The organism is Kushneria sp. Sum13, assembly GCF_052692355.1.
The window spans coordinates 1,069,544-1,086,158 of the sequence record NZ_CP199847.1 but is presented as its reverse complement, the minus strand read 5'-3'; the positions used below and the strand labels follow the sequence as shown (position 1 = coordinate 1,086,158).

The following is a 16,615-nucleotide window of genomic DNA, read 5'->3' as shown; positions in this document are numbered from 1 at the left end:
CTGACGACGGGTACGCCATGATTTCCCCTGTCAACAACACAGCCTCTTCTTCTACCCCTTCAAGGGTCATCGTCGGCATGTCCGGCGGTGTGGACTCCTCCGTGACTGCGCTTTTGCTGCTTGAGCAGGGCTACCACGTGGAGGGTCTTTTCATGAAGAACTGGGATGAAGACGACGGAACCGAATACTGCACGGCCAGGGCCGATCTGGCGGATGCCCAGGCCGTTTGTGACCGGCTGGGCATTCGCCTGCACACGGCCAACTTTGCCGCTGAATACTGGGACAACGTCTTCGAGCATTTCCTTGAAGAGTATCGCGCCGGTCGAACGCCCAACCCAGACATCCTTTGCAATCGCGAAATCAAGTTCAAGGTCTTTCTCGACTACGCAGAAATGCTGGGCGCCGAGCTGATCGCTACCGGCCACTACGTTCGCCGCGAGGATCACGGCGGGCGCACTCTGCTGTGCAAGGGCATCGATGGCAACAAGGATCAGAGCTATTTCCTTCATGCCGTCAGTGAGCAGGCCCTGAGCCGCACCCTGTTCCCGATCGGTGAGATGGAAAAGTCCGAGGTTCGGGCGCTGGCCGAGCAGCATGGTCTGGCCACGGCACGCAAGAAGGACTCTACCGGCATCTGTTTTATCGGCGAGCGCCGCTTCGCCGATTTTTTGCGTCAGTATCTGCCGGCGCAGTCGGGTCGTATTGAAACGCCTGAAGGTGAAGAGATCGGCGAACACATGGGGTTGATGTATTACACCCTGGGGCAGCGCCAGGGTCTGGGGATCGGCGGCATCAACGGCTATCCCGAAGCGCCCTGGTATGTGGCGGACAAGGACCTGGAGCGCAATGTGCTGATCGCGGTACAGGGCAAGCATCACGATTTGCTCTATCGACAGTCGCTGACCACCGAAGCAATGCACTGGATCGGTGAGCCACCGGCCAGTCGTGACTTTCGAGCCAGTGCCAAGATCCGCTATCGCCAGAGCGACCAGCCCTGCCGGGTCATTGTCAATGAAGATCAAGGCGTCACCCTGATCTTTGACGAGCCGCAGCGCGCCGTCACCCCGGGCCAGTCCGCGGTCATTTATGAGGGCAATGTCTGTCTGGGCGGTGCGGTGATTGCCACGACGTTTCGCCAGGCGCTGGAGAGTGCAGCATGAACAGTGAGGCGCGTCAGGCACTGGCGCTGGCCGGCGTTTTTCAGGCCGCGAGTGTGGTCGATGAGCTTGCGCGCACGGGACATACCAACGAGCGGGCATGGTCGACGCTGATCAAGGCCACGCTGGATACCGATCCTGCCTCGTTCGAGGACATCTACGGTGGCCAGATCAACAACCTGCGCCCCGGAATCGAGACGCTGGATGGCGTGCTGACCCGTCAGCAGGTTTCCCCCAATGTCATGCGTTACGGCTTTTCACTGATCCTGCTCATGCATCGTCTGCGCAAGAACACCGAGATGATGAATACGCTGGGCCAGCGTCTGGGCAGGGTTCAGGCACAGGCTGAACATTTCGGCGAGCTGCACGAGAACGTCATTGCAAGCCTTGGCGAAATCTATCAGGACACCCTGTCCACCTTTCGCTACCGCATCGTGGTACAGGGCGACCCTTCCCTGCTGCAGAGCCGGCAGATGCCCGAAAGGGTTCGAGCGATATTGCTGTCCGGTGTGCGCTTTGCCCTGCTCTGGCATCAGCAGGGTGGGCGGCGCTGGAAACTGGTGGCCGGTCGCAGCGGCATCCGACGCGCGCTGAAGTCACTCGACGAGTAACGGCTTTTCGGACAGTGCCTTGCCGGGCTGTCCTTTACTTTCACAACGATTGGGCACAGACCCGGGAATCACGATGGAACTTTCTGCACTGACCGCTCTTTCTCCTGTCGACGGCCGCTATGGCAGCAAGACGATAACGCTGCGTGAACACTTCAGTGAATACGGCCTGATTCGCGCCCGTGTCATTGTCGAGGTGCGCTGGCTGGAACGTCTGGCCGAACACGAGCAGATCGAGGAAGTCCCGCCGCTGTCGAGTGAGGCACGACAGTTTCTGGATCAGCTGATCAACGATTTTTCCGTTGAGCAGGCCGAGCGGGTCAAGACCATCGAGCGCACCACCAATCATGACGTCAAGGCCATCGAATACTTCCTCAAGGAAGCGTTTGAAGGCCATGCAGAACTGGAAGCCATCAGCGAGTTTGTGCACTTTGCCTGCACCAGTGAAGACATCAACAATCTGTCTCACGCCCTGATGCTGCGTGCCGGGCTGGACAACGTGCTGCTGCCCGCCATGCGCGAGATTGTCGAAGCCGTCACCACCCTGTCGCAGGCGCACGCCGAGCAGCCCATGCTGTCGCGCACCCATGGCCAGACCGCCAGCCCCACCACGCTGGGCAAGGAAATGGCCAACGTGGTGTATCGCCTGCGCCGCCAGCTCAAGCAGATCGAGTCCATCGAGATGCTGGGCAAGATCAACGGTGCGGTCGGCAACTATAACGCGCACCTGGCCGCCTATCCCGAGATTGACTGGGCAGAAAACGCGCGCATTTTCATCGAGCGTCTGGGCTTGAGCTTCAACCCCTATACCACCCAGATCGAGCCGCATGACTACATTGCCGAGTTCTTTGACAGCGTCTGTCGTTTCAATACGATCCTGATCGATTTTGACCGTGATGTCTGGGGCTACATCTCGCTGGGGTATTTCAAGCAGCGCACCGTGGAAGGTGAAATCGGCTCCTCGACCATGCCGCACAAGGTCAATCCGATCGACTTTGAAAACTCCGAAGGCAATCTGGGGCTGGCCAACGCCATTCTGGGACATCTGGCCCAGAAGCTGCCGATTTCCCGCTGGCAGCGCGACCTGACCGACTCGACCGTGCTGCGCAACCTGGGCGTGGGTCTGGCCCATGGCCTGATCGCCTATCAGGCCACACTCAAGGGCATCAGCAAACTGGAGAGCAATCCGGCGCGGCTTGACGGCGATCTTGACCAGAGCTGGGAAGTGCTGGCAGAACCGGTACAGACCGTCATGCGCCGGTATGGCATCGAAAAGCCCTATGAAAAGCTCAAGGCCCTGACGCGTGGACGCCAGATCGACCAGAAAGGCTTTGCCGAGTTCATCGATACCCTGGCATTGCCGGAAGACGTCAAGGAAAGGCTCAAGGCCATGACGCCGGCGAGTTATACCGGCAATGCGGCCGAGCAGGCACACGACATTACACGCACCTGAAGCGCGCCCAAGGGCAGGAATCCATCATGACAGAACATACGCGCCTTCCGCTGGGAGGCATGTCGGCCGACACCTTCCTGCGTGACTACTGGCAGAAAAAACCGCTGCTGATTCGGGGCGCCTTCCCCGATTTCGAGTCGCCGCTGGAGCCCGATGAGCTGGCAGGGCTGGCCTGTGAAGAGAATGTCGAGGCACGTCTGGTCGAACTGGAAGGTCCGGACAAGGTCTGGCAGGTCTCTCACGGCCCCTTCGATGAAGAGACCTTTGCCCGCCTTGGACGCAAGGACTGGTCGCTGCTGGTTCAGGCCGTCGACCACTATGTGCCGGATGTGGCCGAGCTGCTGGAACACTTCACCTTCATTCCGCGCTGGCGCCTCGATGACATCATGGTCAGCTTCGCCCCGCCGGGCGGCAATGTCGGTGCGCATGTCGATAATTACGACGTGTTCCTTCTGCAGGCCAGCGGCCAGCGGCGCTGGCAGCTCGGTGATGTGATGCCCGAGGATGCGCCCATCATTGATGGCATTGATCTGCGCATTCTCGCCGACTTTCAGGTCTCCAACGATCAGGACTGGGTGCTCGAGCCCGGCGACATGCTGTATCTACCGCCACGCGTGGCGCATCACGGCATCAGCCAGAGCGAAGACTGCATGACCTTTTCGGTCGGCTTTCGCGCGCCGTCCATGGATGAGATGGTGACCTCCTGGGCCGATTATCTCGGTGAGCAGCTTGATGAATCATCACGCTATCACGACCCGGACCTTGAAGCGGCTCAGGACAGCGCTCTGATCAATGACACCACGCTTGCCCGCGTCCGCCAGCAAATGCTCACTGCTCTGGACAATCCCGAACAGATGGCACAGTGGTTCGGGCGCACCATGACGCAGGTCAAATATCCCGACCAGCTCATGCCCCCCATGGCACCGGTCCGCGAAGAAACGCTGCGTAGCGCACTTGAAGAAGGCGATCTACTGGAACCGGCGCCAGGGTCACGTCTGGCCTGGCATCCAGAGGACGAACAGGCCACGCTCTTTGTGGATGGTGATGGCTATCCCTGTAGTGTCACACTGGCAAAGCGACTCTCCAGTGCGCGCATCCTGGACCAGGAAATTCTGACGCTGGAAGGTGCCGACACTCTGCTCGCCACGCTGATCAATCGCGGCAGCCTGCGCTGGGTGGAAGAAGAAGACGATGATACTGATGATGACGATGTCACAGAGGATTGAACATGCATGATGACGACATCACGATCGTATCCGGCGATTGGGCCACGTTGAGTGACGCCTGTAGCCATATTCGACGTGTCGTCTTTATTCAGGAACAGGGCGTGGATGAAAGTGAGGAGCTGGACGCTCTTGACCCGGAGTGCACGCACTTTCTGATGCGCGAGGGTCAAATCTCCTGTGGTACCGCAAGACTGCTTCCTGATGGTCATATCGGCCGCGTCGCCATCGTTGAGTCCCATCGCGGCCTTGGGCTGGGGGCAAGGTTAATGCATCACGTCATTGCCCACGCTCGAACACAGCAGTTTACGCACTGCGTTCTCAGCGCCCAGGTGCAGGCCACCGGATTTTATGAACAACTGGGATTTGAGGCCCATGGCGATATTTACATGGATGCGGGCATCCCGCATCGTGACATGACGCTGGAGCTTCCCTGAACGAAACAGGCACCGCTGGCAGTCGCTATGCCTGCAGGCTACAGTGTTGCAGGCATGCCTTCCGGCCGTCAGCCTGATGGTAATCGTGATCATAGTGCCGAGGCCGTAGAAACCTGTGCCGGCCTTGATTGTCAAACGGTGTTCCAGAACAAACAGTCTGTCGGTGTCACAGGCCGACGCAGGAGTTACCCATGAAGCGTTATCTTGCTATTGCAGCCCTTGGCGTCCTGACCCTTGGCGGGTGCGCCAATAGCGACATCTACTCCGGTAATACCTATACCGGCAATCAGGCCAAGACCGCTCGCAACGTAACCTATGGCACGGTCACTGGTGTACGTCCTGTCACCATTCAGGCCGGCAACGAAAACAATTCGGGGCTTGGCGGCATCGGCGGCGCCGTGTTGGGTGGCCTGCTGGGCAATCAGTTCGGTGGCGGTTCCGGCCGCGTTCTGACCACCGCGGTAGGCGGTATCGGCGGTGCCATCGCCGGTAGCAAGGTCGAGGACCGTGCCAATCAGGTCAGCGCCTACGAAATTCAGGTCCGCACTGACAGCGGGCAGGACATCGTGGTGGTGCAAAAGGCCGATACGCCCTATCAGCCCGGCCAGCGCGTCAGAATGATTGGTTCCGGCAACAGCATGAGCATCGCACCTGAATAAGCCCTTCAGCGCCATGCCCTCGCAGCGCTTATGAAAAACCGCCCTCATGGCGGTTTTTTAATGTATCCGGCATGAAGAAAGCACTATCCGTTATCATCGTATAAAGTAAGCCTGTTCATTAAAATAGCATTATCAAAACGGGAACCTTCTTCATGATCCGGCGCGCAATACTGGTAGGCAGTGGCCTGCTCCTTTCCGCTTCTGCCATGGCAGATGGCGTTTTAAACCTCAAGCTTTCCAACGACTTCTTCGCTGCTCAAAGCGATGACGGCCATTATACCAACGGGTTTGAAGCCAACTGGACCTTTGAGCCGCAAGGCGATCACTGGACCCGCTCGATGGCTGACTGGATTCCGGGCTGGGCCGCAGATGATGTTGATGCCGCTTCCTATCGCTTCGGCCAGCAGATGTATACGCCTGAAGACACCAAACGCCACGACCTGATTACCGATGATCGCCCTTATGCAGGCTATCTCTACGGCGGGGTGTCGCTGTATCGCCATGATCTGACGCCACAATGGCGCGTCAATGATGCCGTCTCGCTGGATATCGGCCTTGTTGGCCCGGGTTCCGGCGCCAGTACCGTACAAAAGAATTTTCATCACCTGGTCGACAGCGACGACCCCAAAGGCTGGCACAATCAGCTGCATAATGAGCCCACCGTCACACTGGCCATGCAGCGCAGCTGGTGGTATCGCGACCACCTTGGCAGTCTGGACATGGAATATGGTCCCAGTGCCGGCTTTGCTCTGGGCAATCTCTATGACTATGCCTCCGCAGGAGTGGGGATCCGTCTTGGCCGACGACTGGACAATCAGTACACCACGCCCGGCATGGCCCCCTACTCGTCCTCGAACATGATGTTTTCCCGTGACCGTCACTTTAACTGGTATGTCTTTGCCAACGCGCAGGGGCGTTTCATGGCCCGTAATCTGCTGCTGGATGGCAATACCTTTGAAGACAGTCATAGCGTCAACAAGCGTCAGTGGGTTGGAGACCTGGAATTTGGTGGCGCAATTTCATGGGATCGCTACAATTTAAGCCTGACAACCATGAAGCGCAGTCGTGAGTTCGAACGTCAGGATGGCGCTGACTATTTTGGCGTGGTGACGCTGTCGAGCTGGCTGTAATCCTTTGACAGCAGACAGCCATAAACGCTTGAGTCAGCGCGCTATCGATCCATAGGCTTCAATTATTAAAACGATAAGAAACACTGTAAAAAAATAACGTGACAAACAAAACAGTGTTCTCTATAGTTGGTACCAAGCATTAGGAAACAGCGTTTTCCAACTACAACCCCATCGATATGAACACTTTCATTTCGAGCAAGGAGAAGATCATGACTCTGAACAAACTCTTCGCAGCTTCTGTTCTGGTAGGCTCCAGCGTTTTCGCCGCTCAGTCTGCCATGGCTTATGGTCAGGGTGATGTCTATGCCCGCGCTGATGTCGTCAAATCAGACATGACTGCCAGCGGCAAGTTCGACGACGAAAACACCTGGAACGGCGCGATCGGTGTCATGCCGTTTGACAAGCTGGGCGTTGAACTCAGCGGCAGTAACAGCAATGACTACAACGGCAGCAATGGTGACAGCTTCAAGATGAAGCAGTACAACATCATGGCGCAGTACTATCCGCTGGGTGGCACCGATTCACGTGTTCAGCCCTATGCCGGTCTGGGTGCCAGCTACGTTACCTTCAACGATTCAAGCCTCAATGGCGGTGCTGATCGCTTTGAAAAGCGTCAGTGGGCACCGACTGCACAGGTAGGTACTGATCTTCTGATCACTGACAACTGGGCGCTCAACGGTTTTGTCCAGTACACCGATCTGAAGGCTGATTACACCGGCAGCGGTGATCGTGATCTGGATCCGCTGACTGTTGGCGGCGGCGTCTCCTTCCGCTTCTAAAAGCCGGATATGACAGGTTCTGCATGAATGACTGCAGAATACAAAAGGCCACCCTGATGGGTGGCCTTTTTCATGTCTGCCGCACTGAACCCATGTGGCGCCTATCCCGGCGTGGTGCGCGAGATGCCCAGAGATCGCAGCGCGTCATCTCCAAGACTATCTATACAGCGTTGGGCACTCAATCGCTCGAAATAGGCAGAGCTAAGAAACGCCCTGCCCGCCAGGAGGTGACCCAGGTATTCACGTGCCGGCAGTCGCCCGGATCCTGTTTTTTCAGGCAGGGCCACATACACCCAGGCCGCCAGAGGCCCGTCAGCAGTATCGACCCATTCGACCTGACGACAGTATTCATCAGGATGATTTTCAAAGGGGTCCATATCCCGGATCTGTGCAGGATGCGTCAATTCATAAAGCACGCCCTCGACATGCTCCCCTTCTTCTTTTCTGACATTGGCATGGGCTATGCCATCCACACGGGAAGCCTTGTCAAAGTACAGCCGCCAGCCGACAAGACGTGCAGACAGCATGCGCCGGGTATCCCCGACGCGCGCCTGCATTCTGGCTGCGTTCATGTTGCTGCCATAGGCAAAGTAGTAATGCACCTTAACGTCACTTTCGCAGGTACCACGATCGCTCATTGGCCCTCCTGTGAACGCAGCTCCCCGTTGACGAGCACGTTATCCACATCGCGCAGCGCTTCCAGAATGGGCAATCGGACGCTGGATTTGTTTTCCTGCAGATAGACTTCAGCGGCCGGGGCAATGCTGGCATCGGACGGCAGCGGATGTTCGCCATCCATCAGGCTTCGAAGCCGCGGAATCAAGACATAGCGCAGCCATTGGCCCAGTGACATCGTATCGGCATTAAAGGGCTGCTCGCTGTCAAAGGCAGCAGGCTCGGGCCGAGTCTGACTCTGCCAGAGATCACCTGCGCGCATGGCGGCTTCAAGGCGTGTCAGTGCAACATTCAGCGCTTCATATTGCGTCATGGGGGTTCCTGATCAAAAGATATGTTGTGGTCATTATGCGTGCCCTGAGCAGTGAATAAAATGATGAAAGCCTGATGCCGTCCTGCCATCGGCCGGCCATCGTGTTTTGCACAGATAGACTGAACGAACGTGTGGATAAGATCGGGATAGTTTTGCCTGACCCTGTTGATTCGCAGGCTGCACAAGATTGTTTATTTTTTGCACAGCGCGGGGCTGGCGCCCTGACCATCAACACGATACATTGCGCGGCCGCGCCGATATGAACCCTTCTGGAAACGCCCTGATGTTAACGCCCACACTTGTCGATCTTTTTACTCATGCCGACATCACGCCCCGAATCTATTCTCTCGGGCGTCGGGTAGTGCCGTGTGCCATCGAGCACTTCAGGGCCTTTGAAACACAGCAGATGGCATGGCCCCAGCCCTGGCAATCACAGGCACAGGTAGCGCTGGTCTTTACGCCCGCTGCCACAAGCGAGCCCATCATCTGGTGTTTGGCGCTGCCTCTGGATGAGCAGTCCATGCTGGTCCCGGCACTGCGCGACGGCTTTCTTGAACAACTGATGAGCACCTTTCAACGCCAGCCTGATGGCAGCCTGGCGCTCGACAGTGCCGCAGAAACCCTCAAGGATGTGGCCATTGCCCTGCAGCCCAACGACCTTACCAGGGCGCTGCTGCATGCGCGCATTGCTCATGACCTTGAGCTGCCGCCCAGTCACTATTATGACGATGCCCGCGCCTATTATTTAAATGATGACAGCTCACAGGCCTGGCAGGCACTGGGGCTTCAGGGCATCGCCGATCTGGTCGTACGCAAAACGGATGACGACGAAAGGCGTCTGGCCCGGCGATTGGCACAGCTGCCCGATCAGGCCCTGGTGGCCCTGTGTGATTGCCTTGTTCATGCGCCCATACAGAAGGAAACCCTGCTTGATGCCATGATGGCGCAACATGAGGCCGTGCCAACACCTCATCCGCGTTATCAGCCGGTCATGGGCGCCATACTGGCCAGCCCGCTCGAGCAGGCCGGCAGCTGGCTGGACAACCTGTTACAGCATTCGCTGGAGACAACGGCACTGGCCACCATTGCCGCACGTGGCTGGCACCATCTTGAGCATGAACAACGCAGCATCGACTATCTTGTCAGTATCTCGCAGCTTGAGGCGCATGACTTCAGGGTACTGGTGCAGGATCTGACCCGTATTCCGCGCCTTCGTCTGCCCATGATCATGGCCATGAAGCAGGCAAGCCCCGGTTCCGCCCTGTGGCAGCAGATCGACGCGATACAGAGAGAACAGCATGGATGAGCTACCCTATACACCAAGAGCCATCGTGGGCCGTCGAGAGATGGTGGCCCTGCCCGAGCTTGATCTGCGTCTGGCCTGCAAGATAGATACCGGCGCCAGGACATCGGCCCTGCACGCCCGCAATATTCATGCCTTTGAGCAGCAGGGTCAGTGGTGGATCAGCTTTGACACTTGGAGCGGTGACGATACGCAGGATGACAGCCGATTTACCCTGCCCCTCAGTGACCGGCGCAAAGTCAGAAGTTCCAATGGCCATGCCAGCTGGCGATATGTGATTCGCACTACCATGCAACTGGGAGAACTGACCCAGGAGCTGGACCTGACCCTGGTCGATCGCGCGGCCATGAAACACCCAATGCTGCTGGGACGTCGTGCCATGAAAAGGGTGCTGGTCGCACCCGGCACTGCCTTCCTGCACGGTACACCCTGAGCCCGGCTCACAAGGACATCTTCATGCATATCGCCCTGTTGTCCCGCAATCGTAATCTTTACTCCACCAAACGACTGATCGAGGCCGCCGAGCAACGTGGACACACGGTGCGCGTTATCGACACCCTGCGTTGCTACATGAACATCGCCTCTCATCACCCCACGATTCATTATCGGGGCGAACAGCTTGAGCCCTTTGACGCTGTCATTCCGCGCATCGGGGCTTCGGTCACGTTCTATGGCACGGCAGTATTGCGCCAGTTTGAAATGATGGGCACCTATGTACTCAACGACTCGGTCGGCATTACCCGGTCACGCGACAAGCTGCGCTCGCTGCAGCTTCTGTCTCGCAAGGGGCTGGGCCTGCCGATTACCGGTTTCGCCCATTCTCCCGACGATATCCACGATCTGATCAAGATGGTCAAGGGCGCCCCGTTGGTCATCAAGCTGCTGGAAGGGACTCAGGGAATCGGCGTGGTGCTGGCAGAAACCCAGCAGGCGGCAGAGAGCGTCATTCAGGCCTTCATGGGCCTGAATGCCAATATCATGGTGCAGGAATACATCAAGGAAGCACGCGGGGCGGATCTACGCTGTTTCGTGGTGGGTGACAAGGTAGTCGCGGCCATGAAGCGTCAGGCCGCCGAAGGAGAATTTCGCTCCAATCTGCACCGCGGCGGCAGCGCCAGCAGCATCCGGATTACCCCCGAGGAGCGCTCTACTGCCATTCGTGCCGCCAAGGCCATGGGCCTTCAGGTGGCAGGCGTTGATCTTTTGCGCTCCAATCACGGGCCGGTCATCATGGAGGTCAACTCCTCTCCCGGGCTTCAGGGCATCGAAACCAGCACCGGCAAGGATGTCGCCGGCATGATCATTGACCATATTGCCCGCAATGCTGCCCCGGTGAAAAAAGCCCCCCCCCGACCGAAGGGCTGATAGTCGCAGGCTCTCTGACTCACGCCATAAGATCACCCTCCCATCAGCAGGCATTTTCTTTAATAAATCCCTGCTGATGGATGTTACAAATCCCCCGGGCGCGTTAGAATTTCACTACCTTCCCCCAATTCTTCTCGCATCAGTGGAGATAGTCCCTCATGTTTCTCGACAATCGCCAGGCGGCGATGGATGGCCTGCTCGAGGCTCTGGCCGATAGCCTTGACTACTATCAGGATAATGTCGCCCGCCTGCGTAATGACATGCGTGAGGCACTAAATCCCTGCTTTGAAGAACGCCGTCATGATATGCGCTTGTTGCAGCAACAGGCACGACGTCATCTTGATCTGCTGCCCCGTGACGCCGATGTCGAGCGCGATGATTATCTCTGGCTCTGGAGCCGGCTCAAGAGTTTTGTGGTCAACAATGAACATGTGCTGATCAATGAGCTGCTGGAGCAGGAACGCATCATCATGCAGGCGCTTTCCACCATGATGACCCACGCTCTTCCGGAAGAGATCGAGCCCGTCATGGAGCGGCTCTGGAAGAACTGCCGCGCCACCATCCGTGTCCTGCATCAGTATCAGCACCAGAAAAAACGCTGATCGCCCCGGAACACTGCTCCATTCCCGAAATACCGACCTGCCAGGAACAATGGCCCCCTACAGCACGCGCCAGGGCACGCTTTTCAGGTCCTGACCCTGCTGCGGGACTTCAAGGCGGGTACGCAGATCGCTCAAGGCCTGTTCTACAGGCATCGGCATGGGTACGCGCCGGTAAACCGGAATGATGTTACCGGGCGCTTCTGTGGCAGTGGGCAATACAATGCTCGGTCCCAGAAAATAGGGGTGCCGATTAAAAAGATAAAGGTCGGCAATGACCTGTACGCGTGCCAGCACTTCTCTTGCCCACATCCAGCGATCATCGAACACTGATCGACCACGGGTAGCACATCCTCTGGCCTCAAGCCCCAGATATTGAGCAATGAAAAGCGCCCGCGGCAAATGCCAGCGTTGTGAAATGAGCGTAACACGTGATACGCCAAAAACATCCCGGCTGCGCGCGAGGGTATCAAAGGTACTAAAGCCTGCGTAATCCAGCGTCATGGCCGCATCCGGTATCTGCTCTCGCCGAAGATCGCGCCACATGCGTACGGGCTCGTTGTAATAGCGCGTGTGGTTATCTCCTGAAATCAGCAGATGATCGACCTGTCCTGACTTCCAGAGACTTGCGGCAAGATCCAGTCTCGCTCGATACCACGGGTTTTCTCCCCCGCCGCGTAACCCGTAGGACGTGCCAAAAACCAGCCCTACCGGCTCATGCACACACTGACTGCTATCAAGCGTGATGCTGGCATGGGTTTTTCGCCACACCCAGTAATTGGCACTGACCGTCACAATCAAGATCAGCACCAATGCCATGGCACCCACGATTGCCGTGCCCTTGAGCAATCCTGCCATGTATCTCTTCATTCGCCAGAAAATCACCGAAACAGACCGTCAGCCAGCTTAAGCGACCACTTCCAAACGAGCAATACCCATGCGAAAACGCCCCGAAGCCTGAGCTTTCGGGGCGTTGAACAGGAAGCTTTCAAGCCTTCAAAACATGTTGAGCGCCAGTCTTGCCTCATCGCTCATCATTTCCCGTGACCAGGGCGGATCAAAGACCAGCTCAACGTTGACCCGGTTGATCTGCTCGGCACCCAGAATCTTGTGCTTGGCATCTTCGGCAATGACTTCACCCATGCCACAACCGGGTGCCGTCAGTGTCATTTTGATCTGGGCCATCTTTTGCCCGTCGATCAGCGTTGTGATTTTACAGCCATAGACCAGACCCAGCTCAACGATGTCGACCGGTATTTCGGGGTCAAAACAGGTGCGAAGCTGTTGCCAGACAAAGGCTTCAAGTTCCTGGTCGGTAGCGCCATCGGGTAGATGGGGCCTTTCCATGGGCTCCATGCCAAAGGCATCCAGGTTAAAGCCTTCGATCAGATACATGTTGCCCTTAAAGAGCACCGACACTGATGTCCCAAGCGCCTGCATGACCTGAACCGTCTCGTCCTCATCAAGCCAGACCGGCTTGCCAAAGGGAATCGAGATGGCCTCGACACTGCGCTGAAGCGGTAGCTGGTGCCCCTTTTGCAGGGACGTGATCGCGCTCATCAATAACCCTCTCTGATCATGCTCAATCGCGAACCATGGTCACGACACGCTGCAGGGCATCGACAAAATAGTCCACTTCCTCAAGCGTATTGTAGGCAGCAAACGACGCCCGACAGGTGGCATCGAGCCCGTAGTGATGCATCAAGGGCTGCGCACAGTGATGACCGGTGCGTATGGCCACCCCGAACTGATCGACCAGCAGGCCGATATCCTGGGAATGGGCCCCCTCGACGACAAAGGAGATTACGGCAGCCTTGTGCGGTGCCTCGCCAATGATGCGCATGCCATCAATGCCTTTCATGCGCTCGGTGGCATGCTTCAAAAGGCGCTGCTCCCAGTCTTCCAGAAGCTCAAAATGAAGATTGGTGACCCAGCGAATGGCCCGTTCCAGTGCGATCACTTCGGCGATCGCCGGCGTCCCCGCCTCGAACCGGTGAGGCGGTTCGGCAAAACGGGTACCTTCTTCAAGGCTGACGGTCTTGATCATCTCGCCACCGCCCTGCCAGGGCGGCATCGCTTCGAGCAGGGAAAAACGGCCATACAGCACGCCAACCCCGGTCGGCCCGTAGAGCTTGTGCCCTGAAAAGGCGTAGAAGTCAGCGTCCAGTGCCTGCACATCGACCCGCGTATGCGCGACCGCCTGAGCACCATCGACCAGAATACGGGCATCGTGTTCATGCGCGATGCGCGCCATCTCGGCGACAGGATTGACCGTTCCGAGTGCATTGGAGACATGTGCGACACAGACCAGACGGGTTCTCGGCGTAAACAGTGCCCGATAGGCCGCCATGTCGAGCTCACCACGCTCATCCACCGGAATGATCCGGATGGTGAGGCCCTTCTCCTGTGCCAGCATCTGCCACGGCACGATGTTGGAGTGGTGCTCCAGCCGTGAAATCAGAATCTCGTCGCCTTCAACAAGCTCACTGCGACCCCAGCTCTGGGCCACCAGATTGATGGCCTCGGTGGTACCGCGCGTAAAGATGATCTCGCGAACATCTTCGGCATTGACGAACTCGCGCACGGTGTCGCGGCTGTGCTCATAGGCCTGTGTGGCTTCATCGGCCAGACGATGCAGCCCACGGTGGATATTGGCGTTGTAGCGCTCAAAATAATCCACCCAGGTATCCAGCACGGCTTTCGGGGTCTGGGTCGTGGCGGCATTGTCAAAATAGACCAGCGCCTTGTCCCCATGAACCTTGCGGCCCAGCACGGGAAATTCCGCGCGCAGGGCCTGAACATCCAGCGTGAGTTCGTCGGTCATGCTCATAGCGAAGTATCTTCTACCAGGCTTTCGAGGTTGAAGCGGTCAGGCAGCTTGCCCGCTACCGCACGTTCGACACGATCGGTCAGCGCGCCATGGCGAATACGCTGCATGACTTCGTTGGCAAAGGCCAGCGTCAGAAGCCCGCGGGCCATCTGCTCATCAATGCCTCGGGCACGCAGGGCAAAGATGGCGTTTTCATCGAGCTGACCGGTGGTCGTGCCGTGAGAGCACTGCACGTCGTCTGCGTAGATCTCGAGTTCGGGCTTGGTATCGATCTCGGCACGATCGGAGAGCAGCAGGTTGGCGTTGCTCTGATACCCCAGCACCTGCTGAGCATCGCGCTTGATATACACCCGGCCATTGAAGACACCCCGGGCACGGCCATCGAGAATACCCTTGTAGTTCTCGTTGGAATACGTGCGCGGCGCGTTGTGATTGACCTTGGTGTGGTTATCGATGTGCTGTCGGTCCTGGCCGAAGAACAGCCCCAGCAGGTCCACCGTGGCGTTTTCATCATTGAGATCGGTAACGATATCGTTACGCACCACCGCACCACCCAGATTCAGGTTGTGAGAGGTGAAATTCGTATCTCGACGCTGATCCACCTGGATGCTGGCCACGTGATACTCACTCTGGCTCGCTTCCTGAAGCTTGTAGTGCGAAAGCCTGGACGCCGGTGACATCTGGATTTCGGTGACGACATTGGTCAGGTTGGCAGCACCCTGCTCGCCCACATAATGCTCGATCAGCGTGGCTTCGCTTTCGGCCTCGCAGCGCACCAGAATTCGCGGATGGCTCATGACCGGGCTTGCGTTGTTGCGCGAGACGAACAGCAGATAAATCGGCGTCTCGATGGCCTGCCCCTTGCCGATGTTTACGACCACACCTTCTGTGGTCAGCGCCGTGTTCAGCGCCGTAAAGGCCGAGAAATCGATACTGGTGAGCTGTCCCAGCTGTTCGCTGAGGCCATGCTGATCCCCTGTCAGCGCCTGAGACAAGGGAGTCACGGTCACCCCGGCGCTCGGCGCAGGGTCGGACAGCTCGGCATTGAAAATACCGTCAACAAACACCAGTCGGCAGGCATCGATATCCAGCTTGAGCGCATCAAGGCGGGCCTGATCGAGCTCTGCACTGTCGGCCTGACCAAACTCGAGACTGGAGAAGCGGGACATGTCGGTGTACTTCCACGCCTCATCACGACGCGAGGGAAAGCCGACCGTTTCAAGGTGCGACGCCCCGACACGACGCTTTTCGGCGAGCCACTCGGGCTCACCGACAGGCGCTTCATGCAGGCGCTTCACAAGTGTTTCAGGCAGACTCATGCGGCCGGCTCCTCGATAACCCATTCATAACCGCGCGCTTCAAGTTCTTCGGCCAGATGACGATCGCCGGACTTGGCGATACGGCCATCAATCAGCACGTGGACCTGATCCGGTGTGATGTGATCAAGCAAGCGCTGATAGTGCGTCACCATCAAAATGGCGCGGTTTTCGTCACGCAGGGAATTGACACCTTCGGCCACGACCTTCATGGCGTCGATATCAAGACCGGAGTCGATCTCGTCAAGCAGGGCCAGCTTCGGCTGCAACACCAGCATCTGCAGGATTTCGTTACGCTTTTTCTCACCGCCCGAAAACCCTTCGTTAACGGCGCGATGCAGAAAGCTTGAGTCCATCTTCATGAAGGCGATCTTTTCCTTGATCAGCTTCATGAATTCGGGTGCCGGCATCTCGTCAAGCCCGTGCGCAGCACGCTGCGCGTTGAGCGCTGACTTGAGCAGATAGATGTTCTTGACCCCCGGAATCTCGACCGGATACTGAAAGCCCATCAGAAGGCCTGCCTGCGCACGCTCTTCAACTTCCATTTCCATGAGATCCTTGCCATCAAAAGTGATGGTGCCCTGAGTGACCTCATAGCCATCACGACCGGCCAGTACGGCCGACAGTGTCGACTTGCCGGCGCCGTTGGGACCCATGATGGCGTGTACTTCACCGGGCTTGATGGACAACGTGATTCCCTTGAGGATTTCGTTGCCTTCTACCGTCGCGTGAAGATCCTTGATCTCGAGCATGTTGTAACCCTGATTC

General features: G+C 57.5%; 19 protein-coding genes. 12 read left to right on the top strand and 7 right to left on the bottom strand.

Annotation, left to right across the window (positions count from 1 at the left end):
• Nucleotides 1-17: 17 nt before the first annotated feature.
• The 8 genes from mnmA (at nt 18) to ACUN8C_RS05005 (ending at nt 7,446) form a co-directional block, all read left to right on the top strand.
• Nucleotides 18-1,160: a tRNA 2-thiouridine(34) synthase MnmA gene (mnmA, locus tag ACUN8C_RS05040; RefSeq protein WP_445621200.1), complete on the top strand. Its 1,143-nt coding sequence runs from the start codon at nt 18-20 to the stop codon at nt 1,158-1,160.
• Nucleotides 1,157-1,768: a high frequency lysogenization protein HflD gene (gene hflD / locus ACUN8C_RS05035; RefSeq protein ID WP_299257081.1), complete on the top strand. Its 612-nt coding sequence runs from the start codon at nt 1,157-1,159 to the stop codon at nt 1,766-1,768. The genes mnmA and hflD overlap by 4 nt, the downstream gene beginning before the upstream one ends.
• Nucleotides 1,769-1,841: 73 nt before the next feature.
• Nucleotides 1,842-3,218, top strand: coding sequence for an adenylosuccinate lyase (purB, locus tag ACUN8C_RS05030; RefSeq protein WP_445621199.1), 1,377 nt, complete (start codon nt 1,842-1,844; stop codon nt 3,216-3,218).
• Nucleotides 3,219-3,244: 26 nt separating this feature from the next.
• A complete protein-coding gene (locus ACUN8C_RS05025) occupies nt 3,245-4,444 on the top strand; it encodes a JmjC domain-containing protein (RefSeq protein WP_445621198.1) in 1,200 nt (399 codons plus the stop codon).
• A gap of 2 nt (nt 4,445-4,446) precedes the next feature.
• Nucleotides 4,447-4,878, top strand: a complete 432-nt coding sequence (locus ACUN8C_RS05020; protein ID WP_445621197.1) for a GNAT family N-acetyltransferase — start codon at nt 4,447-4,449, stop codon at nt 4,876-4,878.
• A 191-nt stretch (nt 4,879-5,069) separates the two neighbouring features.
• Nucleotides 5,070-5,537, top strand: a complete 468-nt coding sequence (locus ACUN8C_RS05015; protein ID WP_445621196.1) for an outer membrane lipoprotein — start codon at nt 5,070-5,072, stop codon at nt 5,535-5,537.
• 152 nt (nt 5,538-5,689) lie between these two features.
• Nucleotides 5,690-6,667: a lipid A deacylase LpxR family protein gene (locus tag ACUN8C_RS05010; protein WP_445621195.1), complete on the top strand. Its 978-nt coding sequence runs from the start codon at nt 5,690-5,692 to the stop codon at nt 6,665-6,667.
• A gap of 209 nt (nt 6,668-6,876) precedes the next feature.
• Entirely contained in the window at nt 6,877-7,446 is a 570-nt protein-coding gene (locus ACUN8C_RS05005; protein WP_165814249.1) for an OmpW/AlkL family protein, read from the top strand.
• 101 nt (nt 7,447-7,547) lie between these two features.
• On the opposite strand, the gene ACUN8C_RS05000 is transcribed toward ACUN8C_RS05005, so the two are convergent.
• Together ACUN8C_RS05000 and ACUN8C_RS04995 are read right to left on the bottom strand one after the other, a co-directional pair.
• Nucleotides 7,548-8,084, bottom strand: a complete 537-nt coding sequence (locus ACUN8C_RS05000) for a gamma-glutamylcyclotransferase family protein (RefSeq protein ID WP_445621194.1) — start codon at nt 8,082-8,084, stop codon at nt 7,548-7,550.
• Nucleotides 8,081-8,434 (bottom strand): YqcC family protein, encoded by a 354-nt coding sequence (locus ACUN8C_RS04995; RefSeq protein WP_445621193.1) that lies wholly within the window; start codon nt 8,432-8,434, stop codon nt 8,081-8,083. Before ACUN8C_RS04995 ends, ACUN8C_RS05000 begins: the two co-directional genes overlap by 4 nt.
• Before the next feature lie 283 nt (nt 8,435-8,717).
• On the opposite strand from ACUN8C_RS04995, the gene ACUN8C_RS04990 reads away from it, so the two are divergent.
• The 4 genes from ACUN8C_RS04990 to ACUN8C_RS04975 all read left to right on the top strand — a co-directional run bounded on the left by ACUN8C_RS04990 (nt 8,718) and on the right by ACUN8C_RS04975 (nt 11,704).
• Nucleotides 8,718-9,740 (top strand): DUF3549 family protein, encoded by a 1,023-nt coding sequence (locus tag ACUN8C_RS04990; protein ID WP_445621192.1) that lies wholly within the window; start codon nt 8,718-8,720, stop codon nt 9,738-9,740.
• Nucleotides 9,733-10,170 (top strand): ATP-dependent zinc protease family protein, encoded by a 438-nt coding sequence (locus ACUN8C_RS04985; protein WP_445621191.1) that lies wholly within the window; start codon nt 9,733-9,735, stop codon nt 10,168-10,170. Before ACUN8C_RS04990 ends, ACUN8C_RS04985 begins: the two co-directional genes overlap by 8 nt.
• A gap of 23 nt (nt 10,171-10,193) precedes the next feature.
• A complete protein-coding gene (gene rimK / locus ACUN8C_RS04980; RefSeq protein WP_445621190.1) occupies nt 10,194-11,102 on the top strand; it encodes a 30S ribosomal protein S6--L-glutamate ligase in 909 nt (302 codons plus the stop codon).
• A gap of 158 nt (nt 11,103-11,260) precedes the next feature.
• A complete protein-coding gene (locus ACUN8C_RS04975) occupies nt 11,261-11,704 on the top strand; it encodes a hypothetical protein (protein ID WP_086901217.1) in 444 nt (147 codons plus the stop codon).
• A gap of 57 nt (nt 11,705-11,761) precedes the next feature.
• Here ACUN8C_RS04975 and ACUN8C_RS04970 read toward each other — a convergent pair whose 3' ends face one another.
• The 5 genes from ACUN8C_RS04970 to sufC form a co-directional block, all read right to left on the bottom strand.
• Entirely contained in the window at nt 11,762-12,559 is a 798-nt protein-coding gene (locus tag ACUN8C_RS04970) for a SanA/YdcF family protein (protein ID WP_445621189.1), read from the bottom strand.
• 138 nt (nt 12,560-12,697) lie between these two features.
• Nucleotides 12,698-13,261, bottom strand: a complete 564-nt coding sequence (gene sufT, locus ACUN8C_RS04965) for a putative Fe-S cluster assembly protein SufT (RefSeq protein ID WP_445621188.1) — start codon at nt 13,259-13,261, stop codon at nt 12,698-12,700.
• 22 nt (nt 13,262-13,283) lie between these two features.
• A complete protein-coding gene (locus ACUN8C_RS04960; protein WP_445621187.1) occupies nt 13,284-14,531 on the bottom strand; it encodes an aminotransferase class V-fold PLP-dependent enzyme in 1,248 nt (415 codons plus the stop codon).
• Complete coding sequence (gene sufD, locus ACUN8C_RS04955; protein ID WP_445621186.1) at nt 14,528-15,850, bottom strand: Fe-S cluster assembly protein SufD; 1,323 nt, start codon at nt 15,848-15,850, stop codon at nt 14,528-14,530. Before sufD ends, ACUN8C_RS04960 begins: the two co-directional genes overlap by 4 nt.
• Nucleotides 15,847-16,599 (bottom strand): Fe-S cluster assembly ATPase SufC, encoded by a 753-nt coding sequence (gene sufC, locus ACUN8C_RS04950; protein ID WP_108843288.1) that lies wholly within the window; start codon nt 16,597-16,599, stop codon nt 15,847-15,849. Before sufC ends, sufD begins: the two co-directional genes overlap by 4 nt.
• Nucleotides 16,600-16,615 lie beyond the last annotated feature (16 nt).